This is a genomic window from Mesorhizobium sp. M0047 (assembly GCF_040323315.1).
Classification (GTDB): Bacteria; Pseudomonadota; Alphaproteobacteria; order Rhizobiales; family Rhizobiaceae; genus Mesorhizobium.
Genome location: NZ_JAMYUW010000014.1, coordinates 120,745 through 145,477, shown reverse-complemented (window position 1 = coordinate 145,477; position 24,733 = coordinate 120,745). Strand labels below are relative to the sequence as shown.

The 24,733-nt window shown below is 61.4% G+C and carries 24 protein-coding genes and 1 pseudogene; 13 read left to right on the top strand and 12 right to left on the bottom strand.

Annotated features, from left to right (window positions below):
- Window positions 1-7 precede the first annotated feature (7 nt).
- The 7 genes from NKJ89_RS16270 to NKJ89_RS16240 all read left to right on the top strand — a co-directional run bounded on the left by NKJ89_RS16270 (window position 8) and on the right by NKJ89_RS16240 (window position 7,054).
- The gene (locus NKJ89_RS16270; RefSeq protein ID WP_352492034.1) at window positions 8-739 is read left to right on the top strand and encodes a VirB8 family type IV secretion system protein; all 732 of its coding nucleotides are present in this window, start codon (window positions 8-10) and stop codon (window positions 737-739) included.
- A complete protein-coding gene (virB9, locus tag NKJ89_RS16265) occupies window positions 736-1,572 on the top strand; it encodes a P-type conjugative transfer protein VirB9 (RefSeq protein WP_352603840.1) in 837 nt (278 codons plus the stop codon). Before NKJ89_RS16270 ends, virB9 begins: the two co-directional genes overlap by 4 nt.
- Before the next feature lie 7 nt (window positions 1,573-1,579).
- Entirely contained in the window at window positions 1,580-2,914 is a 1,335-nt protein-coding gene (virB10, locus tag NKJ89_RS16260; RefSeq protein WP_352603838.1) for a type IV secretion system protein VirB10, read from the top strand.
- Window positions 2,880-3,926 carry a P-type DNA transfer ATPase VirB11 gene (gene virB11 / locus NKJ89_RS16255; RefSeq protein ID WP_352603836.1) on the top strand — a complete coding sequence of 349 codons (1,047 nt, stop codon included), beginning with the start codon at window positions 2,880-2,882 and terminating at the stop codon, window positions 3,924-3,926. The genes virB10 and virB11 overlap by 35 nt, the downstream gene beginning before the upstream one ends.
- Window positions 3,904-6,231, top strand: a complete 2,328-nt coding sequence (locus NKJ89_RS16250) for a type IV secretory system conjugative DNA transfer family protein (protein WP_352603834.1) — start codon at window positions 3,904-3,906, stop codon at window positions 6,229-6,231. Before virB11 ends, NKJ89_RS16250 begins: the two co-directional genes overlap by 23 nt.
- 221 nt (window positions 6,232-6,452) lie before the next feature.
- Complete coding sequence (locus tag NKJ89_RS16245) at window positions 6,453-6,776, top strand: type II toxin-antitoxin system RelE/ParE family toxin (RefSeq protein WP_095204878.1); 324 nt, start codon at window positions 6,453-6,455, stop codon at window positions 6,774-6,776.
- On the top strand, window positions 6,773-7,054 hold the full coding sequence (locus tag NKJ89_RS16240; RefSeq protein ID WP_006205593.1) for a helix-turn-helix domain-containing protein: 282 nt from the start codon (window positions 6,773-6,775) through the stop codon (window positions 7,052-7,054). Before NKJ89_RS16245 ends, NKJ89_RS16240 begins: the two co-directional genes overlap by 4 nt.
- Before the next feature lie 130 nt (window positions 7,055-7,184).
- Here the strand turns inward: NKJ89_RS16240 and NKJ89_RS16235 are convergent, their stop codons facing one another.
- Both NKJ89_RS16235 and NKJ89_RS16230 read right to left on the bottom strand, forming a co-directional pair.
- Entirely contained in the window at window positions 7,185-9,257 is a 2,073-nt protein-coding gene (locus NKJ89_RS16235; protein WP_352603832.1) for a relaxase/mobilization nuclease domain-containing protein, read from the bottom strand.
- Between the two features lie 194 nt (window positions 9,258-9,451).
- Entirely contained in the window at window positions 9,452-9,862 is a 411-nt protein-coding gene (locus NKJ89_RS16230; protein WP_352492040.1) for a hypothetical protein, read from the bottom strand.
- A 326-nt stretch (window positions 9,863-10,188) separates the two neighbouring features.
- Between NKJ89_RS16230 and NKJ89_RS16225 the strand changes: the two genes are divergently transcribed.
- The 3 genes from NKJ89_RS16225 (at window position 10,189) to NKJ89_RS16215 (ending at window position 11,741) form a co-directional block, all read left to right on the top strand.
- Window positions 10,189-10,881, top strand: a complete 693-nt coding sequence (locus NKJ89_RS16225; protein ID WP_352603830.1) for a nucleotide-binding protein — start codon at window positions 10,189-10,191, stop codon at window positions 10,879-10,881.
- Window positions 10,882-10,910: 29 nt separating this feature from the next.
- Entirely contained in the window at window positions 10,911-11,219 is a 309-nt protein-coding gene (locus NKJ89_RS16220) for a hypothetical protein (RefSeq protein ID WP_352603828.1), read from the top strand.
- A gap of 213 nt (window positions 11,220-11,432) precedes the next feature.
- Window positions 11,433-11,741, top strand: coding sequence for a WGR domain-containing protein (locus tag NKJ89_RS16215; RefSeq protein ID WP_352603826.1), 309 nt, complete (start codon window positions 11,433-11,435; stop codon window positions 11,739-11,741).
- 170 nt (window positions 11,742-11,911) lie between these two features.
- Here NKJ89_RS16215 and NKJ89_RS16210 read toward each other — a convergent pair whose 3' ends face one another.
- Window positions 11,912-12,760 carry a thermonuclease family protein gene (locus NKJ89_RS16210; protein WP_352603824.1) on the bottom strand — a complete coding sequence of 283 codons (849 nt, stop codon included), beginning with the start codon at window positions 12,758-12,760 and terminating at the stop codon, window positions 11,912-11,914.
- Window positions 12,761-12,944: 184 nt separating this feature from the next.
- Here NKJ89_RS16210 and NKJ89_RS16205 point away from each other — a divergent pair, with 184 nt between their 5' ends.
- Both NKJ89_RS16205 and NKJ89_RS16200 read left to right on the top strand, forming a co-directional pair.
- Window positions 12,945-13,187 carry a hypothetical protein gene (locus NKJ89_RS16205; protein WP_352603822.1) on the top strand — a complete coding sequence of 81 codons (243 nt, stop codon included), beginning with the start codon at window positions 12,945-12,947 and terminating at the stop codon, window positions 13,185-13,187.
- A gap of 311 nt (window positions 13,188-13,498) precedes the next feature.
- Window positions 13,499-14,809: a DUF2130 domain-containing protein gene (locus NKJ89_RS16200; RefSeq protein WP_352603820.1), complete on the top strand. Its 1,311-nt coding sequence runs from the start codon at window positions 13,499-13,501 to the stop codon at window positions 14,807-14,809.
- A gap of 190 nt (window positions 14,810-14,999) precedes the next feature.
- On the opposite strand, the gene NKJ89_RS16195 is transcribed toward NKJ89_RS16200, so the two are convergent.
- The 3 genes from NKJ89_RS16195 to NKJ89_RS16185 form a co-directional block, all read right to left on the bottom strand.
- Entirely contained in the window at window positions 15,000-15,311 is a 312-nt protein-coding gene (locus NKJ89_RS16195) for a DUF736 domain-containing protein (protein ID WP_352492105.1), read from the bottom strand.
- Window positions 15,312-16,427: 1,116 nt separating this feature from the next.
- On the bottom strand, window positions 16,428-17,354 hold the full coding sequence (locus NKJ89_RS16190) for an ArdC family protein (protein WP_352603818.1): 927 nt from the start codon (window positions 17,352-17,354) through the stop codon (window positions 16,428-16,430).
- Between the two features lie 335 nt (window positions 17,355-17,689).
- Window positions 17,690-18,277: a hypothetical protein gene (locus NKJ89_RS16185; protein ID WP_352603816.1), complete on the bottom strand. Its 588-nt coding sequence runs from the start codon at window positions 18,275-18,277 to the stop codon at window positions 17,690-17,692.
- A 508-nt stretch (window positions 18,278-18,785) separates the two neighbouring features.
- On the opposite strand from NKJ89_RS16185, the gene NKJ89_RS16180 reads away from it, so the two are divergent.
- On the top strand, window positions 18,786-19,094 hold the full coding sequence (locus tag NKJ89_RS16180; protein WP_352603814.1) for an alkylphosphonate utilization protein: 309 nt from the start codon (window positions 18,786-18,788) through the stop codon (window positions 19,092-19,094).
- Between the two features lie 13 nt (window positions 19,095-19,107).
- Here the strand turns inward: NKJ89_RS16180 and NKJ89_RS16175 are convergent.
- The 6 genes and pseudogenes from NKJ89_RS16175 to NKJ89_RS16150 all read right to left on the bottom strand — a co-directional run bounded on the left by NKJ89_RS16175 (window position 19,108) and on the right by NKJ89_RS16150 (window position 24,412).
- Window positions 19,108-19,432: pseudogene (locus NKJ89_RS16175) on the bottom strand (hypothetical protein).
- Window positions 19,432-20,292: a DUF7007 domain-containing protein gene (locus tag NKJ89_RS16170; RefSeq protein WP_502904134.1), complete on the bottom strand. Its 861-nt coding sequence runs from the start codon at window positions 20,290-20,292 to the stop codon at window positions 19,432-19,434. Before NKJ89_RS16170 ends, NKJ89_RS16175 begins: the two are co-directional and overlap by 1 nt.
- A gap of 21 nt (window positions 20,293-20,313) precedes the next feature.
- Window positions 20,314-20,790 carry a UCP036055 family protein gene (locus tag NKJ89_RS16165; RefSeq protein ID WP_352603812.1) on the bottom strand — a complete coding sequence of 159 codons (477 nt, stop codon included), beginning with the start codon at window positions 20,788-20,790 and terminating at the stop codon, window positions 20,314-20,316.
- Between the two features lie 95 nt (window positions 20,791-20,885).
- A complete protein-coding gene (locus NKJ89_RS16160; protein WP_352603810.1) occupies window positions 20,886-22,628 on the bottom strand; it encodes a ParB N-terminal domain-containing protein in 1,743 nt (580 codons plus the stop codon).
- 705 nt (window positions 22,629-23,333) lie between these two features.
- Window positions 23,334-23,804 (bottom strand): Ros/MucR family transcriptional regulator, encoded by a 471-nt coding sequence (locus tag NKJ89_RS16155; RefSeq protein ID WP_352603808.1) that lies wholly within the window; start codon window positions 23,802-23,804, stop codon window positions 23,334-23,336.
- 419 nt (window positions 23,805-24,223) lie between these two features.
- A complete protein-coding gene (locus NKJ89_RS16150; protein WP_352603806.1) occupies window positions 24,224-24,412 on the bottom strand; it encodes a hypothetical protein in 189 nt (62 codons plus the stop codon).
- Between the last annotated feature and the right edge of the window lie 321 nt (window positions 24,413-24,733).

Here is a 24,733-nt window from a genome sequence, read left to right as displayed (position 1 = left end):
GGCACCAATGAGCGATGTGAAGGAAAGCGCTGGGGGACCGGCGAAGGAAACCGAGTCTCCCTTGCCGTACTACGTGGATGCGGCAATCTGGGAAAAAGATATCGCGCGGCGCAATCGCTGGTCGCGATCTCTGGCGTGGTGTGTGGCAAGCGTTGCCTCGGTCATTGCCGTTGCAGCGGTGGGCGCGCTGATCCTTGCGCTGCCGCTCAAGACTTATGAGCCCTACATGGTGGTGGTCGACAAATCCACCGGGTTTGTCGAGGTCAAGCGGCCGCTGGCCGACGGGCCTTTGCAGCAGGACGAGTCGATGGGGATGTTCGATATCGTCCGTTATGTGAAGGCTCGCGAGACCTACGATCCGAAGGCCCTGAAGGACAACTTCGATCTCGCGCAATTGCTGAGCGCCGGCGATGCCTCGAGGGAGCTCGTCGAGCTTTTCAGCCCGGCAAACAAGGTGACGAACCCGGTCGTGCTCTATGGGCGAAACACCGTCGTGGCTGTGACCGTGAAGTCCGTGACATTTCCTAACCAGAGGACCGCCCTGGTCCGGTTCATGACGGAGGAAAAGAGCCAGGCGAACACCGTGCAGCGGCATTGGGTGTCGTTGATCCGGTTCCGCTACACCGGCGTGCCGGCTAAAAACGAGATCCGCTTTCAAAATCCGCTCGGTTTCCAGGTGCTCGAATATCGGCGCGATCAGGAGACGGCGCCAGCACCCACCGCGGAGACACCGCAATGAAGGTCGCCGGCATCCTGATGGCAATCGGGCTCGGCGTTTGCGCGGTTCAGCCGGCCCTTGCCGAACAGACCCCTCGGGCGGGATCTCGTGACAGTCGCATTCGCTTCGTCTGGTATCAAAAAGACGATGTGGTGTCGGTGCCGGCCAGTTATGGCGCCTCGACCATGATCGAATTCGGCGATGACGAGAAAATCGAAACCCTCGGCGCTGGCGACGTCCCGGCCTGGAGCATCGAGCCCAACAAGAAGGGCAATGTGCTCTTTGTGAAGCCGATCGAGAAGAATGCGGGCGGGAATCTCAATGTCCTGACCAACAAGCGCAGCTATGTGTTCTTCCTCAACGGCGAGTTTCGGCCGGTTGCGCAACAAGTCTATGCGATCAAGTTCCGCTATCCCGAAGAGGTGTCTGACGCGGCGCTGATGGACGAAGCCCAGGCCCGGGCGGCACAGCCGAACCGGCAGGGTTTCAAGGCCGAAAACGCCAACTCGTCCTATGCCTATAAGGGGTCGTCGGCAAATAAGCCGCTCGTGATCTACGACGACGGCGTGAAGACCTGGTTCCGCTTCGATCCGGCAGGGGAAGTGCCGGCGATCTATGTCGTCGATAGCGAGCGCAATGAGACGCTTGTGAATTATCGCCGCGAGGGCGCGTACATCGTCGTCGACAAGGTCAATTACCAGTGGACGCTGCGCAACGGCAACGAAGCAACCTGCGTCTTCAATCTGAGACTGAACAATGTGAACGAACCGACCGGGCTTGAACCTTACGAGCCGCAGCGTGTCGGCGGTGGGACTGTTCGGAAAGTGAGGGGGCCTGATGCCATCTCCCAATGAGTACAGAATGCTCGCCGAGGAAGGAACAGTGGTCGCCCCGCCAAAATTCGGGGCGAGCACATTCTTCAAGATCGTGGTGCCGCTGGGTGCGGTGGTCTTCGCCGGCTGGATGATCTATGCGGCGATGCGTGCGCCAGACAAGCCGCTGTTGACGGCGTCGGATGGCGAGGAGTTTCACACCACACAGTTTCCCGCACCGGGGCTCGATACGCCGCGTCCCCAGCTTGATAACGGCACCCTGAAAATTCCGACGGCTTCCGAGGAGCCGCCGGCGGCGCCGGCACAGCCGCCGTCGACGGTCGAGGCTCCGCCTCCCCCTCCACCAGCCTTGCAACCGCCTGCAGCTCCACCACAGCTGCAGGATGATTCCGAGGCCCGTCGTCTGGCTGAGGAAGAACGGCGCAGGCAAGAAGAAGAGGAACGCCGCAAATGGGAGCGCTTGCGCGCCAAGCAGCTCGTCGTCGATAGCGGCGATGCGCCTGGCAGTGCGTCAGCATTGGGCGGCAATGGTGCGGATGCAGCGGCGGCCGGAAACGCAGGCGAGGGCGAGGAGGACCCCAATCGGCGTTTTTTGGCAAGGGCGAGCCAGAGCGGAGCGGATACATCGAAAGCCACGATGAACCTGCGCACGGACGCTCTGGTCGCCCAAGGGACGATGATCAAAGGCGTGCTCGAGACCGCGATCCAGAGCGATCTTGCCGGTATGGTTCGGGCCGTCGTGTCGGAGGATGTGTGGTCGTTCGACGGTCGCAGGGTTTTGATCCCCGCTGGCTCCCGCCTTATCGGTGAATATCGCAGTGGCCTCGCAACCGGCCAAACGCGGGTGTTCATAGTGTGGACACGCCTGCTTCGATCGGACGGCATGTCGGTGCAGCTCGGCTCGACCGGCACCGACGAGCTCGGTCGCAGCGGCATGCCGGGCGAGGTCGACAACCATTATTTCGAGCGGTTCGGCTCGGCGATCCTTCTAAGTGTCGTGGGCGGTGCGACGCAATTCATCGCCAACCTTGGCAACGACCAGAATGGGTCGAACACCAACCAGACCTACACGGACCCGCAGACCGGACAGACGGTGACAATCCAGACGCAGCCCAACCAATACTTGCAGAGCGCCCGCCAGATCGGCGCGCAACAGGTCTCGCAAAGCCTCAACCGCATTGCCGAAGAGGCGCTTCGAAATTCGATCAATATCGCGCCCACGATCCATGTCGATCAGGGGTCGCGCATCATGGTGTTCGTCCGCCGGGACCTCGATTTTTCGGAGTTCTATCCGGACCCGGTACGCGAGGCGTTGAGGGAGATACGACGTGAGCGGGCAGCAAAGAACCGTCTTTCTAAATAAGGCGCTGGAGCCGGTGCGGCGCTGGCTCGACGACGATCGCGTGGTCGAAATCTGTGCAAACGGGCCTGGGCTTGTGTGGGTCGAAATTGTTGGCTCGACACATATGGAGCACTTCGACGTCCCCGAGCTCGACCGCGCCGCGATCACTTACCTCATGGAACGTATAGCGGCATCATCCTCGCAATCGATCAGCGAGGAAAATCCCTTGCTTTCGGCCGCCCTACCCGGCGGCGAACGCTTCCAGGGCGTGCTTGCGCCGGCGACGCCGACAGGAGGCGCCTTCGCGATCCGCAAGCAGGTCGTGAAGGATATGCGCCTTGACGATTACCGGAAGCGGGGGTCGTTCGATACGATCTCCGTCCAGGATCCCGGCGAATTGAGCGAGACCGACAGCGCCCTTTGCGAATATCTCGACGCCGGCAAGATCGAGGATTTCCTCCGCCTGGCCGTGCGGGAACGGTATTCGATCCTGCTTTCAGGAGGCACATCGTCGGGCAAAACGACGTTTCTGAACGCGATTTTGCACGAGGTGCCTTCGGATGAGCGGATCCTCACCATTGAGGATACGCGAGAGGTTAAACCACACCAGCCCAACTATCTGCCCCTCGTCGCATCAAAGGGCGACCAGGGCCTGGCGCACGTGACCGTTGAAACGCTGCTGCAAGCCGCCATGCGGTTGCGGCCGGATCGAATCTTCCTGGGCGAGATCCGGGGAGCGGAAGCCTATTCGTTCTTGCGCGCCGTCAACACAGGTCATCCCGGATCGATCACGACGATCCATGCGGACAGCCCGACCGGTGCGTTTGAGCAGCTAGCATTGATGGTCATGCAGGCTGGGCTCGGGCTGAGCAAGGCAGAGATCATCGATTACGTGCGGTCGGTCCTGCCGATTGTGATCCAACAAACGCGCCGGGGCGGCTGGCGCGGAACTTCGGCGATCTGGTTCAACCGCATGACCGAATGGAGAGCCGCCAGAAAGGTTCCCCAGAATGTCTCGCGTATTCGCTTATAGGCTTCTCCTCGGCCTCATCGGCCTCGCCGCCTTCTTTGCCCTTTGGAGCCTGGCCTACGAGCTGGTGGCGACATGGCGGTGGACTCCCGCGCTCCCCTCTGAAGGCGCCTCGCGCTGGGGGCTTCTAAAGTACCAGAACGCGCAACGCAGCCTAAGCGGCCTGTTCGTTGCCTGGCAGCATTTCAGCCAGCGCCTGGCCTATCATCCCACGCAGGGCGAGACGATCATCCGGGGCGCGATGGCGGTCGCGGTTGTCGTGGCGATCGGCGTCGGCCTGGTCTTTGCAAGCCTGATCAACCGCAAGCCAAAGCACTACGGCAATGCGCGGTTCGGCACGATCAGGGACGCCGAAAGGAAAAACCTGCTGGCAAAGCAAGGCTTGATCCTCGGCAAGATGGGTGGGGCGACGATCCGCTCGGACGAGCCCGCGCACGTCTTGGTGGTCGGGCCGACCCGATCGGGCAAGGGCGTCAGCTTTGTCATTCCGAACGGTTATATGTGGCGAGGATCCTCGGTGTGGTTCGATCCGAAGCGGGAGAACTTCGAGGCGTTCGGTGCGCACCGGCAGGCGCTCGGCGACAAGGTCTTTTTCTTTTCGCCCGGCGAGCAGGATTCGCATCGCTATAATCCGCTGGATTTCATCCGGCGCGATGCGCGCATGCCAACGGACTGCGCGGTGGTCTCTTCCTTCATCATCCCCGAGGCGACAGGAAGTTCCGAGATCTGGGCGCGCGCCGGCCGGCAGCTGCTTTCGGCCATGATCGGCTACGTGCTGACGTCACCACGCTATGAGGGGCAGCGTCATTTGCGCGCCGTCGCGATGCTTCTTTCGACCGGCGTGGATTTTCTCAGGGTGCTGACGAATATCCGCAATGAGGAGGAAAAATATCTGCCTTCGTGGGTCGTGCACGGGCTCAACCAGTTCATTGCGCTGGAAAAGGAAACGCGAAACTCGGCCTACTTCAACCTGACGGCGGCTCTCAACCCCTGGACCAATGATCTCGTTGCAGCCGCTACGGCGTCGACCGATTTCGATATCTCGAAGTTTCGCAAGGACCCGACGGCTCTCTTCATCGGCTGCTCGGTGGCGCAGCTCGACGTGTTCCGGCCCATCATCAAACTCCTGGTTCAGCAAATCCATGATGTGCTGATGGCTTCCTCGCCAGGCCCGGACGAGCCCTATCAGGTCCTGGTGATGATCGACGAGTTTCGCCAGCTCGGCAAAATGGAGTCCATCGTTTCCAAGCTGGCGATCAACGCGGGCTATGGCTTTCGCATGGTCCTGATCCTGCAGGATCTTGCCCAGCTTGACGAAGTCTATGGAAAAGCGACGCGGCACACCACGGTGACCGCGTGTCAGGTGAAGCTTTTCATCCGCATGAACGACGTGGAGACCTCGGAACATGTCTCTGTAATGCTGGGACCGACCACGATCGAGGTGCCCACCCCGATCATCAGGGCTGGTCAAGGTATATTTGGGGCCCGAGACAAGAGTTTAAGTTATCAGGAAAGGCCGTTCCGGACGGCGGCGGAGCTTCGGCAAATGCCGGCGAAGCAGGCCGTGGTTCTGGGCTCGAGCCCCCCTGGTTTCATGGTGCGCAAGATCACCTATTATAAGGACGCGCCCTATAAGGCGACCTATCAGGAATTTCGGCACCGGCGCTTGAAGGTTCCGCCTCTCTCACGATGGCAGGATCTTCCGCTGCGCTCCATGGCGGAGGTCGAAGCGGCGGCTAACAACGCGCCGGCGGCCCCTTTCGAGTTGGGGGAACCTGATACCGTCGAAGCGCCGGTTTCGGGCGATACAGCCTATGCCGATGCGGTGCCGCGTGCGACTGGTGCGGCGGCTGAAAGGGCTGATCCCGTCGCGTTAAAGCCGAAAGTAAAGAGCGACAGCGCGGACGCACCACAGGTGCTGCCAAGCTCAGGCCTTTCAACGGGCGGTGAGGCTGAAGCAAAGGCCGAGGTCGCCGCTGAAGTTCCGGAGTTGAAGCCGAAGCGGGCCGATCAGACGGCTGATGATGCGCCGCGGCCGCTTCCCACCCTTGGCCGGCGATCGGCGCCGGCAGCATCAAAGACGTCCGACCCGAGTGCGTCTGAAGGCAAGGCGAGTGTCTTGCAATTCCAAGTCCGGCCGGGAAACAAGTCCACGTCGATCGCCGCGCTGCTCGCATCGCTCGATCAGGAAGTGGAGGCCGGCGCTCGTTCCCTGTCACCGTCAGTGGATAGCGGAGATGTCGACGGGCTACCGTCAGCCGCTCTTGAGGCGCTGCAGGATCAAATTAGACGTCACGGCGATCGCTAGGACGTGAAATTCAGTTGAATACAAATGAGCGATTTGTGCCTTCGGTGCCTATGTCGAGTGTGAGAACAAGACGAAGCGTCTCTAATCCGATGGCGGGCGCATCGAACCGTTTCGTTGCGCCTCCCGGTTCTTGGTGGGGACGTGAGCTGATTGCTGGTCCGTAAAACGCGATTGATTTTCACTCTACCCAACATGTATCAAAACCGATACAGTGCACCCCGATGAAGGTGATTGAATGGCTTGGAAGCAGCCGGGCGGATGTTCGAGCGTTTCCTGACGATGCGCGGATAGAGGCCGGCTGGCAGCTCGAACTTGTCCAGCGCGGCGACGATCCCGACGACTGGAAACCTCTGCAGATCGTGGGGGCCGGCGTCAGGGAAATCAGGGTTCGGGAGGCATCGGGAGCGTTTCGCGTCATCTATCTGGCGACGCTGGAGGACCGCGTTTTGGTGCTTCATGCGTTCCAGAAGAAGACACAGGCCACATCCAAGAAAGACCTCGATCTGGCGGCTCAACGGCTAAAACGATGGAAGGCAGAACGATGAACGTAGAAATCTATGAGAACGTCTGGGACGCCCTGGCGGACACCGAACAGGAGGCAGCAAACCTCAAGGCGCGCTCGGCGCTGCTCTACGAAATCCGTAAGGCAGTCCAGCGTTGGGGCATTCCCCAGGAGGAAGCCGCCAAGCGGCTCGGCCTGACGCGCCCTCGTATCAATGATCTGCTGCGCGGTAAGCTCGCCAAGTTCTCGCTTGACGCGCTCGTCAACATCGCCGCCTCCGCTCACCTGGATATAGAAATCCGGGTGAAGGAGGTTGCATAATCACGAGATGTCTAATCATCGTCTTTCCTCGGAGTACACTCGTTTGGACGCGAGCGTGTGCCGAACGGAGCCGCTGCCAGAGCCCGGCTTAGGGAACAACGAGCCCACGCAGTGCTGCGTGGCGAGGCAACTACTGCTTTTGCGGCTTCTGTGAATCCGGCTCTTCGCCTTCGACTGGAGCGGTGTTGATGCTCCTCGACTGCAGGCGCTGCAGTTCTTCGAGCCGTTCGCCTTTGACGATCTCGGGATCAAGCCGCTCGTTAGGATTCTGTGCCAATGATCGCGCGGCTTCGCTTGCGGCTTGTGCCTCGCGCGCTTCCTTCGCGGCGATGCTTTCGGCGTTGCGCACCATTTCGCGGTCTTGCGCAACCTGCTCAAGCGAGGTCGGATCAGCCGATCCGGCTCGTTCGTCGCGGATCTCCTGCTCGATGGCGCGATTACGGATCTCGCGAGCGCGATCGGCCTCAAGCCGCTCAGCGGCCTCGATCTCCTGGGCGCGATGGATCAAAGCTTCGGCGCGCGCGCCGGCAATCCGATGGGCCTGGTCTTCGCTGACATGCGTGACGCCGCCTTCCTGCAGGGATTTGAGATCCGTCCGGATCGCCAGCAGTTCCATGGTGGGCGCTGCGCGCCGTAAGAACTCCGCTTTCGTCTGGCCGTTCATCATGGCCGCTGTCTTGTTAACGGTCTCGTTGATCTGTTTTAGGTTTTCCCGCATCTGGTCCGCACTGGCATCTGAACTCATTTGAACACCCTTTCCATCTCGAATAGCGACCACAACAGTACCGGATCGGGAAGCTTGCGTCATCCGAACAATGAATTGACTCGCTATCGCGTTATCCGGCCGGGAAGCAGCAACCGAGTGCCAGTCCCGAAGGCTTGCCTGGGTGGCCTGCAGCTGGCGCGCCGAAATCGGAATCTTTATCGGGTTGGCCCTCGCGTAGTCGATCCGCTGGCGGGCTTTCTCGATGACGTGCGGGTTTGCACGGGCGTAGGCGCGGTCACGCGCCTCCCTGCCCGGCCGCGGCTTTTCGGCCGTGGCCACAATCGCCTTGTCGCGCGGGCCATAGCTTTGTGATGACGCTCGATAGGCTGCGGAGGTCGCGACGATTTTCATGCCCTGCGCTTGTGCGTGCTGGGCATAGAGCGCGCGCCATTGGCGAAGCTGGGCCGGACCTGGTCGCAAGCGCTCACCGTCCTCACCCTTCACCGCAACGATGGCGTGGACATGAATATGACCGCCCTCCTCGGCCATGTCGGCATGCATGCCGAAGGCGAATTTGTGATTGGGGAACTGCTCATGCAGGAACCCACGTGCGGCCCTTACCAGAGCTTGCCTGTCCTCGCCCGCCTTGGCCGACAGGATCATGTGCATGGTGTCGCGAGGCTTGTAGGAATTCAGGGTCTTGTCCCAGGACTGCGCGGTCTGCCGAACCGCCTCCTCAGACGCGATCGCGGCGCCGTCGGCGCCGATCGCCGCTCCGTCATGGCTAAGGCGCGCGAGCTGGAACACGACACCGGCTTTGCCGTGGCTGGGCTCCCCAATTGGCTTCACCGAAACGGTATCCTCCTTGACCCCAAGCGCCTCGGAGATCCGCGAGGCGATCATGGCCCGGGTCGGTGCCGAGAACTGGCGATCCTGCTGGCGTCGATCGGAAAAGTGAAACCGATGCTTCACCTTGTCATCCCCGTTCTCACCCCACACGACGCTGTGTCCGGCCATGGTCGCGACGACGCGCGCGACGCTCGATCCGTCCTGCAGTGTGTCGATACGATAGGCGAAACCGTGGCCGGCGAAACCTGCCTGAACTGCCTGTGAAAGGCGCTCGGCATTCTCCTGCCCTCCCAGCGACAGCCGAAACGTCGCCACATCCTCGCTCTCCCGCCGCTTGTCGAAACCCTTGCCCCACCGTTTCATTTCCTCGGCAACAGCTTCCTGCGTTGCCAGGATACGCGCGTCATGCGTCTCGAGCGCGACGCCCTCCTTCTGGATATATTGACCGATGGCGGCTGCCCTTGTGACGCCATGCCCGTAGGAAATCACCTTCAGAACGGCCGGCTGATACCCGGCCGCCAGCCTGTAGGCAGCGGCCCTCGGCCGAGGTCCGCCGGCGAGCTTCCGTCGCTTCGCTGGCAGGGCGAGGTTTAGGCGCCCGGCTTTACCGCGCGGCGGCTCCAGTTCCCCGGGAGACGAGCGCGGCACGGCAGGTTCCGGTGGCTGGCTTGCCCCGAGACCGCCCTCCCCCTTCCGGCCGCGAACCGTCTTGAACAACCCATCATCGTCATTTCCAGCAAAGGACAACAGGGCCCGACGCCGGCGCTTGCGGTTCTCTTCTTCAAAAGCCGCGCTCGCGCGAATCCGATCGGCTATGGCCTGTATGGAAGACTGGTCGAGGTTCACGCGCCCTCACCATCCAGCAGATGCGCCGCCTTCCGAAGTTTCAGGCCATGAGCGATCGTCATCGCCGTCAATTCGGCGTCGACGGCTTTCACCCTCTCATCCAGTGCTTCCCAAATCGGCAACGCCGCCTCCATGGGGACGGCGTGGCCGGAATGAATGGCATGGAGAAGCTGGCTTAGGTTTCGGCCGACCATCCGGACTTGCGAGGCCAGCGCCGCGACAGTGCGTGAATTCTCAGCTGACAGAGCGGGACCGACATCCAGGCTGGCCCGGATAATGCGCCGCAACGTCTCCGCTCGGTCAAGCTGGAACACCTTGCAGGCCTCATCCAGGAGCGCGCCCGCCTCCGGCCCAATATCGATCCGGGAACGCTTTCGGGTGTCCTTGTGGGCGGCGCTGGTGTCCACAATTCCTCGCTATGGCGGATGGGCCTCATGTCGAAGACGGTCCAGGTCGAAGCGAAGCGACGACCTGCTCAGCCAATTTGGACCCAAATTGCGTATCTTGTCAATTCAATACGAAACATTATACTGACTCACTGACACATTAATCCAGAGCCGATCATGCATCCCTGGGACATTGCACCGATGTGCAAATTCATGTTATCACACAGGTACTTATGCGCCTCGGCACTTTGTTGCATCGGCGCATCGTCATAATGCAAGAAAGTCGCTTTGGCGCCAAATCGCCTATGCGCCTTGACGCCAAAGTGACGCAACATTGGGAAAAAACAATGCCGGAACAACGCGCGGTGCAAATCACAGTGGCCTCTCCCAAAGGCGGGGTCGGCAAGACCATGACCACCATCCTGCTCGCGGGCGAATTCGCCGCCGCCGGTCATCGGGTGACGGTGCTCGACACCGATCCGCAACTGTCCGCGGTGGAGTGGAGCAAGAACAGTCGCCGAGCCGGGTACGCGCTTTCAAACATCGACGTCATCCCCATCAGCTCGACCGACGACCTGATCGATCGCCTGGCGCAATCCGACGCCGAGGACCTGCTGCTGGTCGATGTCCAGGGCACGGCCGTGGCTGCACTCGGCCCGGCCGTCGCCAACGCCGACTTCGTGCTGATTCCGACGAAAGCGCACGTCTTCGATGTCAAGCAATGCCTCGGTCTGATCCGGCACATCCGCTCACTTGGAGGGCGCCACCGCGAAATTCCCTACGCGGTGGTGCTCAACATGGTTTCGGGGATCGAACACAACACGATGGCCTTCCGCACGGCGATCCAGCTGCTGCGGCAGGCCGACGCCAGCGTGCTTGAGACCTTTTTGTCGCAACGGCCGACCTTCGCCTCAATCGCAACCGCCGGGACGCTTTACGAAGTCCAGCCCGTGAACAAGGCCGTCGAGGACGCTCGCGACCAGACGAATGCCCTGACCGCCGAGATCATCCGCAAACTGAACGGAGCCACCCCGCAATGAACGAGAAAGGCGATCGGACCGCAAACCAATTGCCGCTGCCCGCCTTGAAACCGCGTGCCCGTTCGGATGATCCGTTCTCGCGCAACATGGCTGCCATAGTGGAATCCAGCATCAGCGAAACCGACAACCTGGAGCAGCAGACGAGACCCCGCTCGGCCAGAGAGGCGAAAGCGAAGCTCGAAAGGCCAAAGGCAGACGGCGAGACAGCCCGGCTGCACACACGCATTCCGGTCTCGCAGATGATCGAGCTGCAGGTCCATTGCGCGCGCAACAGAACAACCATGCAGGAGGTGGTGCAGGGCCTGATAACGGAATTCCTTGCTCGGCAGCCGAGGTAGCCAGACGCGCCAATTAGCGTCGATTTTCGTTACGACCGACCGCGCACGATACGGCCCAACGAGGATTGGCTACATCTCTCCGGGGAAGGCCATCAAAGACGCTGCTGAACGACTGACGTTCGGTTCCATCCATCACCAGAGTGAATCGATCCGCGTCCGCTGATTCAAACCATTCATTGGACGCGCGCGTCCGGCTGCGCGATTCTGTCCGCAATGATCGCGCAGCTCTATCGCCTCTGTATCGAACGCCGCGACGCGGATCGGAACATGGCGCGCTTCTATGCACTGTCGATCGAGGAGACCCTGTTCGGCCAGACCTGCCTGGTCCGGCGTTGGGGCCGGATCGGAACCACCGGCCGCACGGTACAGCACTCCTTTGATACCGAGGGCGAAGCCGTCGCCCTTTTCCTCGAGCTGCTGCGCGCCAAGCGGATGCGCGGCTATCAGCCGCGATCCGCCCGACGCGCAGAAGCGATCCCGTCTGGTTGTCTAGTTGACAGGGTAGCCGCTGGGGCGACGTGAGGAACGGAAGTCGCTCGTGTACGCGGCGCTGGCGCGATGTCGCCCGTCGTGAAGTCAGTGATCTCGACGCTGCCGCATGCTCGCACTTTCGGGGCCCTGCCGAAGCAATCACCGTTCCCACGGCCCGCGCCAGCGCAGTATAAAAGCAGGGCAACACCTGCCCTTGTGGCTTAACGCTTTGCGTTGCGCCAACCGGCGGCCACCGCCTCTTCGTCGCTGCAGAACCATCGCTCTCCCTTGCTGGTCGATATGACGGTGCGATCGTAATACTCTTGGCCAGGTATGTGATAGATGTGCTCACCACGGGCGTTGATGTTGCCCTTGATGTTGCAGGCACCGGGCGATGCAGCGAGCACGGGAGCGATCGTCGATGGCTGGTCGTTGTCAGCGCGATGCTCGGCACGCCAGTCCCAGGGCGCTTCAAACGTTCCTGCCCAGATGCCAACCCTTGCTGCCTTGGCCTTCTCCTGCAGCATGGCGTAGGCACCTTGGCTGTATTTCGGCCAATCAAGAGCTTCGCCGTTCTCGACCATCCAGGCGGCGACGCTGGCACCATCGGCCCGCCTGCAATTGCCCACATAGCGGCCGTACCGATCCCAGGACACAAACGTGCACTGGGCCGGTCGCGAGGCGGCGAGAAAGGCATCGAGAGCGGCGGCGGACTTCGCGCCACATTGATAGTGGAAGCCGTTGGCGTCGTCGCACTGCTGTGCTGACTCCGGTGCATCGATACCATTGAAGCGAATGCCCTGGCCATGGATCTGGATCGTGTCGCCATCGATCACAGATGCGATCCCAGAAATTGCTACCGGTCTCGGCTTGATTACGTTCTGCAGATTGATTTCCGGCAGCGATCCGCTGTTATGCATGACAAACTGCGTCACCAGAGCGGAAACCGCAGCCACGGTCACCAAGACCAGGCGCATCGGCACGCTGGCCCAGCGGCGTACGAGCGAGCGTCCTGCGCCAGTGCGCTTGCGCAACGAGCTTGACCGATCATCGTAGCGGGATTTATCCAAGCCCCTTCTCCCCGGCGAAAGAATGCGCCCAAAATACTCGCAAAGTCCAGAATCCTATCGGGCCCGCTCAACGGGCCGTTCCACCGGATGAATGCCTCGTCAAAAATATAATCGCATTAGCGGAAGTTAAATTTCGACTGTTTCGGCTTGCCGCAAATTAGGGTCTCGGTGGCATAACTCGGGCATGACTTTCGGGGTGCTGGCAGGAAGACTGATGCGCGGGCGTGGATGGATCAAGGCGTTGCGTCAGGACGATGCCCGACAGGTGCGTGCGCACATTGCCGAACTGGAGCGCAACCTCATTGCGACCACACCTCAGGGGCGCCATCGACGTTTCGACGCCGGGAATGAACTTCGTATTGCGAAATCGCGCCTGGAGCGTCTCGAGGAATGTATCGCCGCAATAGCGGAGAAATGTGGGCGTTAGCGGAAGCTCGCTGCTTGCCGAACAGGCCGAAGCCGCAGCGAGGATTCCGGCAGCCCTGCAGGCGACAAGGCTGGGTCAGCCTCAACCGGTGTTTGATTTCATTCTCGGGTCAAGTTCCCGCGGATTGCCGATCAGATCGCAAAAGAGAAACAGTCATTCGTAGAAGACGGTGGATTCACCGTGCCGTTTTGCGGGAATTCGACGACGAAATAGCCATTCCGTCCGCACACTGGGGATAACAGCAAGGTTCACTGTTTGTTCTTTTCCAAAAGCGGTCGATATTATATAATCTGAAGCTACATCAGCCCTCAGTGAGTCAGCCCGCCAATGACTGTGCAGCCAAGGATTCTCAACGAACCACAATCAGCTGCCCGAGCTGCAAAACGGAGATCAAGCTCAACGAGTCGCTCGCGGCGCCGCTGATTGCCGCGACTCGCGAGGACTATGAACGGCGTTTGGAGCAGAGCAACGCGTCCATGGCGGCCCGGGAGGAAAAGCTTAAACGCGAGCAGGCGGCGATCGACGCCGCCAAAGAGGACATCGGCAACCAAGTGGCTGAGCAAATCAAGCTTGAGCGTGCCGCAATCGCGGTCGAGGAAGCACGCAAGGCAAAATTGCTGCTTTCGGTAGACCTGGAGGACAGGGATAACAAGCTTGCCGAGCTGGAGGCGACGTTGAAGGCGCGCGACGAAAAGCTCGCCGAGGCCCAGCAGCAACAGGCGGAATTCCTAAAACAGCAGCGTGCGCTTGACGATGAAAAGCGCGAGATGGCGCTGACCATCGAAAGGAAGATCCAGGAAGGATTGGACGCCGTTCGCGTAAAGGCGAGGTCCGAAGCCGAAGACGGCCTCAAAATGAAGGTTGCGGAAAAAGAAGAACAGATCGCCGGCATGCAGCGCCAGATCGAGGAGCTGAAGCGCCGGGCGGAACAGGGCTCGCAGCAGCTGCAGGGCGAGGTCCTCGAGCTTGAGCTCGAGTCTATCATTGCCAGCCGGTTCCCGATGGACACCATCGAGCCGGTTGCCAAGGGCGAGTTCGGCGGAGATGTCCTACACCGCGTGGTCGGACCGGCCGGCCAGCCATGCGGCGCCATTTTATGGGAATCGAAACGCACCAAGAACTGGAGCCAGGGCTGGCTTGGGAAACTCAGAGGAGATCAACGAGCCGCGAAAGCGGATATTGCGCTGATGATCTCGGAAGCGTTGCCTCCCGGCGTGGAAACCTTCGACCTTGTGGACGGAGTTTATGTCGCCCATCCCAAATGTGCGATCCCGATCGCCATCATGCTTCGGCAATCCCTGATCGAGCTGGCGAACTCCCGCCTCGCCCAGGACGGCCAGGCCACCAAAATGGAACAGGTCTACGGCTATCTGACCGGTCCGCGCTTCCGCCACCGTGTCGAGGCGATCGTGGAGAAATTCTCCGATATGCAGGAGGATCTCGCCAAGGAACGCAAGGCCACAACACGCCTGTGGGCCAAGCGCGAGGCGCAGATCCAGGGGGTGATCGAGTCGACCGTCGGCATGTATGGTGACTTGCAGGGTATCGCCGGAAAAGTGATGCAGGAGATTGAGGGGTTGGATATGCTGGCGATTGAAGCCTCTTCGCCTGAAACTGAATAGGAGACCTTCAGGTCGGCCAAGGCGATCAGGACTCCTCAAAACGACTGAGCCCAACTGAGACGCCACCAAAAGACGGGATCCGAGTCCCTGCTCCGCAGCCATCGCTTCGTCACGCTTTCTCGTTCCGCCTGCGGCTTGGTTTGGGAACAGCCGAAGGCCCCGCCTTGCGGCGGAGCCCTCGTCGAGGCGATCAGTCCCGGTTGGGGCGAGACCAGATCAGCTGCAGGCCTTCCTCTCCTTCCACCTCGATCAGGGTAGCGTAGATCGGAGCGGGGAAGCTCGGGTCGTCCAGCTTGACCGAGAGGTAGTCACGCCCGGTTTCCCTGGAAACCTTCTGCCAGGCCGCACCCAGCTCGACCGGACCCGAGAAGATGCGGAAGTGGGGACCCTTGTCGGAGGGGTTGTCGACGCGGACCAGCTTGGCCTTGACGTTGAGGTTAAGCGTCTTGATCGTGCCCGCAAAGCCGGTGTCCGAGGAAGTGAAGTTGCCGATGGTAGCCATGATGTCGTCTCCTTGAGTTTCTCGGGTCGCGACCACCGCGACCTCGATGGCGGTCGACAGACCGGAGGCGATCGGCCCGCACCCACCGGGGTCCCCATTGCGCGTGCGCATGGGGTGGTCCTTAGGGCCGCAACGACAGTGAAGGGCAGCCAAGGGGAGGCTTTCTTGTTCCGCGCGGAATGGCGGCGCAGCCGCCAGGGGAAGAAAGTCGCGACCGGCTGTTGCGGGTTTGAGAACGAGGCGCAGCGAAGCGAAGACGGCCTTCGGTCAGACCAGCCCCATCGAGGACGCAGGTGGTGGGCCTTTCCATGAAACCGCCGGCCAGACGACGGTCGAGCTCCCATCGGAATGATCACCGCAACTTCGACTAACGTCAGGCATCATCAAGCCTGGCCGTCCCCGTCACGCGTCATTGTAGAACGACGGATAGCTCGGAAAGAGACGCACCCGCCTCCTGATATCGGTCGAACGATGACGGGCCGCGAGGCGAGTCCCAGGAGCCCGATAATCTGCTGTTCAAGCAGGAGCGGCCGCATAGCAGACATCGATAGGCATCTTTGGGCTGGACGCCGGCACCAGCCGGCTGATCAGGGTTCGGCCCCGGGTTACCGCCCGAACGGGGCCAGCCGCAAGGCGGGGCCTCACCCTGATGTGCTCTGCCGAGCCAACGACGCTTGCCAAACTGGACCATCACACGCCGCACATCCTTCATTTGGCCAAAGGTCGAGCTGGCCTTAGCCGGCCACGTCAAGATGTCGACCTAGTTGAGGCATCCCGCCGAGTTATGCGCTTCTCTATGGTCTCGCGGCTCGGCTTATCCGCATGGAAATCCCGGTCACCGTGCCGGGGTAAAACGGGAATCGGTGCCCGATGCTTGCCCTAAGCGACGTTGGGGAGATTTCGCGCAAAGGGCAGCACATTCGGCGAGGCAAGCAGCGAAGATGGTCGTAGACAACGGCCGCTTCCCAGCAAGTCTCGGCGAATATAGGGCAAAAATAACCGTGTGCCGCCATCAGGACGAAGGGGTCGATTGCACTCCGGCGCCCAGACTGATGACGCGAAAGCGGATCGGGGAGGGCTCGGCGCTCTCCCCTTGCAACAGCGGAGAGCGTAGCATCAGGCCGCCCTCCCCAATTCTTCCGCCTGCGGCTGGAATTCGTGGAGATAATTGACCGCGCGTTGTGCGTGGGCGGCTGCCTGAAAGATCGCCCGCTTGTCGCTGCCCAGCAGGCTGGCCCAGCCTTGAATATAGGCGGCATGATCGGGTCTCGGCTCGAGCTCGGGGACGATATCGAGGTCTGCGCAGAGCATCGCAGCACCAAGCTCGACGAGCAATTCTTCGCGCGCCCGATCCGTGCGATCCTTGTGGTAGCGGCTGAGGTCCCTGTTCAGCCGCTGAGGAGCCGATGTCCAATGCAGGGTCTCGTGTGCTCTCGTAGCGACAAATGAAGCCATATCCCGGAAAAATTCCGGTGACGGCAACTGCACGTGGTCGGAAGAGGGAGAATAATAGGCCTTGTCTCCGCCATACCGCACAACCGCTCCGGTGTTGTCGAAAAAACGGTCGGCATGCTCGATGCGCTGGACAGGATCGGCGGCAGGCTCTGGTGCCGCATGATAGTGCGGCGGCAGACCTTCAATCTGGTCGGCGCAAAACACCGTGTAGGCCTTGAGGAACGGAATACCCCGCTCGACTTCCTCGCCATGCGCGTCGGTTTCGGTCCTGGTGAAGCGGCTGGCGTAAACAACCATGGAGCCAGTCTCGCCCTTGCGAACATGACCCCCAAGCTCCGCACTCTGCTTGAACGTCATCCAGACCGGAGAGACAAAGCCCCTCGCGACCGCCTCCGACCACAAAAGCAGTGTATTGATCCCTTGATACGGCAGGCCGTTGTGACGGAGCGGCCGTGTGATGCGACCGGTCGTATTCGCAACGCTCCAGGGTTTGACCCAGGGACGCACGCCCTTCTGCAGATCCGCGACGATACGATCGGTGATTTTCGCGTAGATGTCGACGCGGGGCTTGTTGTTGTTCCTGTCCATTTCAAACCTCCATTCGAGGCCGCGCCAATCGCGGCCGTCACGAGGTCCGCACGCGCAGGACCGCAGGTCCGCGAACCCGCGGAGGATCGATAGGGAAGCTGAGAACCATCGCTTGCGGGCCGCAACGTCAGTGGAGGACGGCGCAGCCGTTTCGCGGGACGAGGACCGGAGCAGGACTATCATTCGTGACGGCCGCGATTGGCGCGGTCTTAATCCCTTGCCGTGTCCATCTTTGAGCCGGGTGCCTTTGGCACACGCAAAGAGGTCGGCTCCCGAACGGACACCAGCCTCAGTATGAGAAGATCAAGCGGAGCCGAAGCTCCGCCCGATGGCAGTTAGCCAAGGGCCGCCATCTGGAGATCGGCTGCCTGCCGGTTGACGGTCTGGCCGGGGTTCTCGGTCTGGCGTTCGTAGGGCTTCCAGCTCTCGCCGACGATGTGCTCGTAGGCGGCAACGGCGCCCTCGGCGGCCATGCGCAGCGCATGTGCCTGAAGGCCCATTTCGGCGGCGAATTGGCGCTTGCGCTGGGCCTTGCTGTCGAAGCCGACCGGACCGTCAATGTCCTCGTCGCGGGTGTCATTGGCGAGCCTGGCCGTGGCATCCTTCGCCTCGGTGACGGCCTTCGAGTAGAACTGGCCTGCTCCAAAGGCGGAGCCGACATGGGACCCGACGATTCTTTGCAGGTGGATCTGCATGGCCTTTTCGGAAAGGCCCTCGGAGAGCGTATCGGCGCTTTCGATCAGACTGCGCTCGTGGAATTCACGGATGCCGTCACTGTCGAGGATGGAGAGGCCGAAGCTTTCGGAAATGAGGGTGGCCTGGTGGCCATCCGGGCAGCAGAGCCGGACCATTTCGAGGGTTGTGCCCTTGCGGAGCTGGACGACGCGGGCCTTGGCCTTGGTGGAGCGGGTTGAACTGGACATTGAGCTTTCCTTTCTAGCGATGCCCCAGGTGTTCCGGCCCTTGCCGGTCTTTCCTGCGGGTGCGGTCAAAAGGAACCGGCGGAAGCTGGACGCTTCAGGGTCCGGAGCCTGCCAGGCGAGCGAGGTTGGCTTGCGGACAAGCGGGGTCAGTTCTTCACTGGCCCTGCGCGGGACGCGGGCCAGCCTTGCCGAGATCGGCGGGATCCGGCCGCCCCGCGGCGCGATAGCGGCCTTGAAGCGGACAGCCGCCGGTTCAGACCGCGGCAAACCCGCCGGGAAGACCGGCAAGGGATGAATTCGGACATCGGCATGCGCGAGGAAATGCAGTGTTCATTCCCGCCGCCAATCCGCCTGCCCGCCAGGCTGCGCGAGGGACGTCAGCGGTTTGAACTTCGGCTCCTGCCGGTATAGATGAGCTGCGCCGGTCCGCCGCTGCGGATCAACTCTTTGGCCTGCTCCCATGTTGGGCTGACAGCGTAGCGTGTTCAACTCCGAAACGAGGGCAGCAATGACCGATCAGAATGACGACTACGTCTATGACGACACGACAGGGGAATGGCGACCAGCATCGGAGATGGCTGCCATTGCAGCTTCTGCCGGGAAAATTGAAGTGCGCGATGCCGCCGGCAATGTGCTCGCCGACGGCGACTCCGTCGTCCTCGTCAAGGACCTCAAGGTCAAGGGTGCCGGCCAGACCCTGAAGCAGGGCACGGTGATCAAGTCGATTCGGCTCACCGACAATCCCGATGAAATCGATTGCCGCAATGATGCGATCAAGGGGCTGGTGTTGCGAAGTGAATTCGTACGCAAGCGCTGAGCAGACACCAGCATTAGGCACGCAGCAGGTCCTGCTGGATCCTGTCACGCAGTGCTGCGATTGCAGCGTCCTGCCTGGCCAGTTTGCGTGAGAGCGCACCGATTTCGTGCTGCCTTTCCTGTGTGATCGCGGCAAGGTTCGATCGATACCGTTCCAGAAAAGGTCCTGGCATCAGCAGGGTTTTGGCGTTGGGGGTCGGTACGCTGGGGCTTGAGCTGCAGAATAATCGCCGTCATCCGCCTCATGATCTGCCGGTCGATCATTTCGAGTTGGCGCTGTGTCTGGCGCCGAGCCTCCTCCATGCGAAAGAGCTGTGCGCGGCGACCGGAGACGGACATTATGTCTCCCTCCCCTGCCAATCCATGAAGCTCGAGGGCCCGCCATAGACGCGATGGCGCGCAACGTCGATGACGAATCCAAAGCGGCCGACATGGTATTCGTCGGTCGCAACGAGAAAGCGACGTTGCTCCGTGCCCGGTCCGCGCCTGCCGCCAGGGGTCGCGATAACCTCGGTGAAACCGGGCTGGTGCCCGGAACGGATCGCCGACACCACGACCCAGTCATCGGCATGCTTCTCGAAAAATGCCCGCTCGTCCTTTTTCGCGGATTGGCCGGGTTCGAGCACCCTCTCGTGAATCGCCTCCCAGCCATCCGGGTACCAGTCGCGTATCGACTTTTCCGCACAATCGTTCTCGAAGTCCGTGAACAACTGGGGGAAGGCCTGGGCGACGGCCGCCCAATGGCAGTCCTCTTCATACCAGCCGTCATTGGCACGGAGCATCTCATGGACTTTGCGATTTCGCTCCGCCGACAGATGGAACCCGCCATGGCCTGCCGTTGAGTGAGCCACGACGCCCTCGGCATAGACGGTTGCTCCCTGCGACGTTCCCCACGGCGTGTGGGCACGGGAGTAGATCTCGCGACGTCCGAGAGCCGCGCGCCGCTGCTGGTCGAGGGCATTCTCCTCGACATGCGCGCGAAACGCCGCCTCATCCGCAAGCTCACCGACATGGCCGTAGAAATCGCCGCGCGTCCATTCGGCCATGGGCCGGCGGATACGCCAGCCCGTGACAAGATAGTGCCGGCCATCACGGGCTGGAGCCATGGCGAAGGCGTGCTCGCCGACAGTGGCAACGCAAAGCCCATCGGCGCTTCGCCCAAAAGAAACTCCCGGAAAAACCGGGGGTTTCGACGACATGGGTTTCAGAAGTCCGCGCAGTCATGCTGCCGTCCTCCCCTCCACAGTTTCCGCCACTACGGTGTCGGCCGTGGCTTGCTGCAACACGGCGTTGGGATAGTCGTGGCGGGTAAGCCATTCCTCGGCGGCCGCGCGATTGGCGGCAAGATGGACAAGCTCCGCATCGGCGCCGGCGCGGTCGAGCACCAGGACGGAGCCGATTGCGGGTCGCTCCTTGACCGAAAACTTCAGGTCGCTGTTCACCGAAAACGTCTGGTGGACGCGCAGCACAATGGTTCCCTGACTGCCATAGTCGCCCTTGTGCAGGGTGATCGAGGCGGGCAGCGTCGTACTGCCGACGCGGGCCTCGGCCTGTTTGCGGATCAGGCGACCGCCGCCGTTGCGATTTTCCCAGGCTGCGAGCTTCTTGCGATGCCGCTCTGGCGGGCGTGGGGATCCGTCGGAATACGTCACGACGGATGCGAGTGGAACAAGGTCATAGATCAATTGGGCGGACATCGTTTTCTCCGTGGTGCTGATGGTGGAAACAGAACCGCCGCCGGTGATGTGCCGGCGGCGGAATGATCGTTCGGGGAAAGGTAAGGCGCAGCCGCCTACTCGGCGGCCACCTTGTAAGGCTCGATCTGTTCGTCAGTGAGGTCCTCGTCCTGCGCAGCGTCATCGTCGCCGACATGGTCATGTGCAGGATCGACGATCGCATCGCCGTCGAGCTCGTCCTGGTCCTGCGGCGTGCCGTCGTCAGGCTGTTCCCTGGCTTGGTTCTTCTTCAGCCAGGAGGTCAGCTTTTCCGGAGTGGGCGCAAACAGCGCCGACGGGTGGACGAAGCGGCCTTCCTTGAAATGCTCGACAAGGGCCGCACGGGTATCCTTGACCTTCTGACGAGGCAGGGCGGATGTATCCGCGCAGGCGCTTTCCAATGCCTGCCGCGACAGGCATGACAGGAAATCCTCCGTCGCCATGTTGGCTAAGAAGTTATCGGCGGCGATGACGTCGCCGGCGACACGGGCGACAACGCCGCTGTCCGAGCGATTTTCCCTGCAGGACAGAACGTCGATCAGCAAGGAACGCACGGCAATGCGCAGCGTGTCCATGTCGAACGCGAGCTTGCCCTCCTGGTCGAACAGGCGCGCGGCATGTTCGCCGAGGCCTGCCGCCCCGTAATAGGAGATGTCGCGGGCGCCAGATGCCACTGTCACATTTTGGCCGGCGAAGGCGAGAACGAGCAGCGCCATCAGCGTGTCGTCCTCGATCGGTGCGCGCGACAGCGCCTCGTGCAGTGCGTCGGTACGAAGGTCGCCGATCATCTCCATGCCTTTGCGCGTCACGTCCGGACGCGGCTTTGCGGTAACGACCATATCATCGCCACCGGCCTCGACATCAGCGCCATTCTTGTCCTTGGACTTTTTGACCGCCGGCATACGATACGCGACCGACTGCACCTTGCCGTCGCGGTCGAGATACATGGCGGTGTGATCGGATTTCGACGGCTTACCGTACAGACGCTCGGCCTTGGCCGGCAGCTTCGGCTCGCCCCACTGACCGGCTTCCACGATCACGCCACGCTTGGGCACAGCGTTTGCCATCCACTCCTGCTGGGCGCCAAGAAAGGCCTCGACATCCGTCGTGTAGCGGCTGTCCTCGTCGGCCGGAGCGAACAGGTCCTCGACCCAGGCAATGCCGTAGGCTTGGGCGAGATCGTCACCGAAGCTAGCGTCGCGCGCGTACATGCGGCGCTTCGTCAGGCCCTGCGCCACGCTCCACCACGACACCTGGGGATCGGCCTTGGAGGGCTTGTGCTTCTTCCAGACCTCTTTCTGTTCATCAAGCGAAGCCGAGGCGATGGTGCGCAACTGCTGCTCGTTGGGCATGTCGCCCTTGGCCATCTGCTCCAACATGGCCGGCAGAACGTTGGCCAGCAGGCGCAGCTTCCTGATCTGGCGGACGGGCAGCGCCAAAGCGACGGCGATCGCTTCCTCGGTCCAGCCGAGCGCAACCAGCCGCTCAATGGCGCGCCATTGGTCGACGGGATTGAGCTGCTCGTGAGCGAGCGTTTCCGCTAGCGAGCGCATGGCGCCGCCATCCTCGGCCCTCTCGATCACCAGCACGGCGATCTCTTCGAGACCGGCCGCGATCGCCTGCTTCACCCGACGATGGCCGGCATCGATGACGTAGCCATTGCCGCCATCGGTCTCCAGCGCGACGACAGGCGGCTGCACGATGCCGACGGCACGGATCGTAGCCAGCAGCAGCGCGTCGGCCTGCGGACTCGACTTCGAGCGTCGCGCCTTGTCAGGGTTATCCTTCAGCGCGCGCGGGTCGACAAACTTCAGTTCCATGGGGATGCTCCTTCAAGGGTTTTGCGGACACCGCTGACCGCTGCGTCCTTCCTCGTCTTCTTCCTGAAGACATCCCCCGGCCCGCGGAGCGGGCGGGCCGGTGCACCTGCGGCCGAGCATCCCTGCCCGGCTGGCCGAGCGGGGCTAACAGCCCTGCGCAGGACGACGCGGCCGGGATCGCGAGCGGCGCGGTTGAGCGCCAGCGTCAGCGGCCCGCCCGATCTGCGAGCGGGTTTTATTCCTCCTAAGTTTTCCTTTCCTCAACCCTGCGACGTAGACCGGGGCATGGCGAGATAAGCGGAAAATTTAGCACGGCCAACTGAAGGCTAACGGTTGATCAAACTCAGCTATCCGGCGAATCACGCCCGCTGTGGCTGCGTTTTCCCACAAAGTTTTTGTTCTATGTTTGTTGTTTCTCAGGAGAAACCCGGCTGCTAGCGGGGGACCCTGGTATTGTCCCATTTCGGGACCAAAGTGCTGGCATTGCGCTTGCTTCGGTCGTGGTGCCGGTGGATCCCGGTCCTGATCGCGTACTTTGATCAGGTCTAGGCTCGCCGGGCTTGAGGTGGTTGGGGTTTCTTCGCCCGGCGAGTTCCGCCACGCTAAGAACAAAGGCCGGCGCCCTCGCTGGAGCTTATCCGAATGGCGCGGGCCACGGGCGGGATTGGGATCCGCCGCGCCTTCTAGCTGAGTCGTTACGCAGCGTCAGGTGGTGGCGGACACTTTGGCTTTCCGCTTCGCGGGTGCCTTCTTGGCTGGTGCGACGGGTTCAGCCTTGCGTCCAAGCCCGATGGACTTCGCCAGTTGCGAGCGCTGAGCGGCGTAATTCGGAGCCGTCATCGGATAGTCGCGCGGCAAGCCCCACTTCTCGCGATAGGCGTCCGGCGTCAGACCGAAGTCCGTGCTAAGGTGCCGCTTCAGGGATTTGAACTTCTTGCCGTCTTCCAGGCAGATAATGAAATCTGGCGTCACCGACTTCTTCGGGTTGACCGCGGGAGTTTGCGGCTCAACGACAGGCGCGATCGGCGTACCAAGCCCGGACAGAGACATGTGCACGGATGCGATTAGTTCAGGCAGGCCGGTAGCCGGTACAGGGTTCTTACTTATGTAGGCGGACACAATCTCCGCAGTAAGCTCGGCTAGTTCGGCGGCGCGGCGGCCGGGTTCTTCTGTCATTGTGTCTGTCCTTTTGTCTGATTGTCCCATCTCTATTTGAGCAATTTCCAGTACGCAACCCGGCCTGATCTATTCTAAGCCAATGATGGTGACCGGCTTTGCGGCGCAGGGCAAGAGCGACGCCGAAATTGATGCGTTCTTTTTGGCCCCGGCTTTGCTGTAGACTAATAAAACTGACGGCCTATCTCCATCTAAGCGACGGACCTATTATATGCGGATTAGCTTAAATAACGGAACGTCCAACGGACAAGTACGGAACCAAAGCGGTTACGTCAGACCTTTGCTTGCGTGGTGCAAGACTTTAGTCTTGCCGTCTTATGGTGAAGAACGGAAGTTGATCGGCACGACATAGGGCGACCCCGAAACGGATCAATAGCAAAATGAACTTAGGCGGCTATGGTGCGAACGCGGAAGTCGGGTCAGATCCGCTTGAAGTCCTTAAGCCCCAGGCGTATCCGCTGGCTTTCCGCGAAGGCAAGGGCGACCGATTCTAGGTCGAATGATCGGGTAAGTTCTTCGCCGTTCCCAACAACACGGACGAACCACTCGCCCATGGCCTCGACTATCTCAACGGACGTGTGGTTTGCGCCGCCTTTGGTGTCGTCCATCGCAACTGCCTCGTGTCTGGATGGGGACAAGACGAACAATATCAGTGCTCGCCTTTCAAGCGCTAAAAGGCCGGCGCCTGCTTTTGCGGGGGGCTCTGGCAGGCACCGGCCGGACGGTCCAATCAGGTCCGCCGCAATGATCCAGTTAGCTGATTCTTGACGTTACGTCATGTGGTCTGGCTGGCCGGAGCCGAGCATGACAGAAACGTGGCATCAACGTGGGTAAGCAGTTCGGCGCGCCTCCTGCATCGCCTGAACCCGAGCGGCCCTGAACCTTTGCCGCCGGTCAATGGCTGACAATGTGATCGGCACCTGTATCGA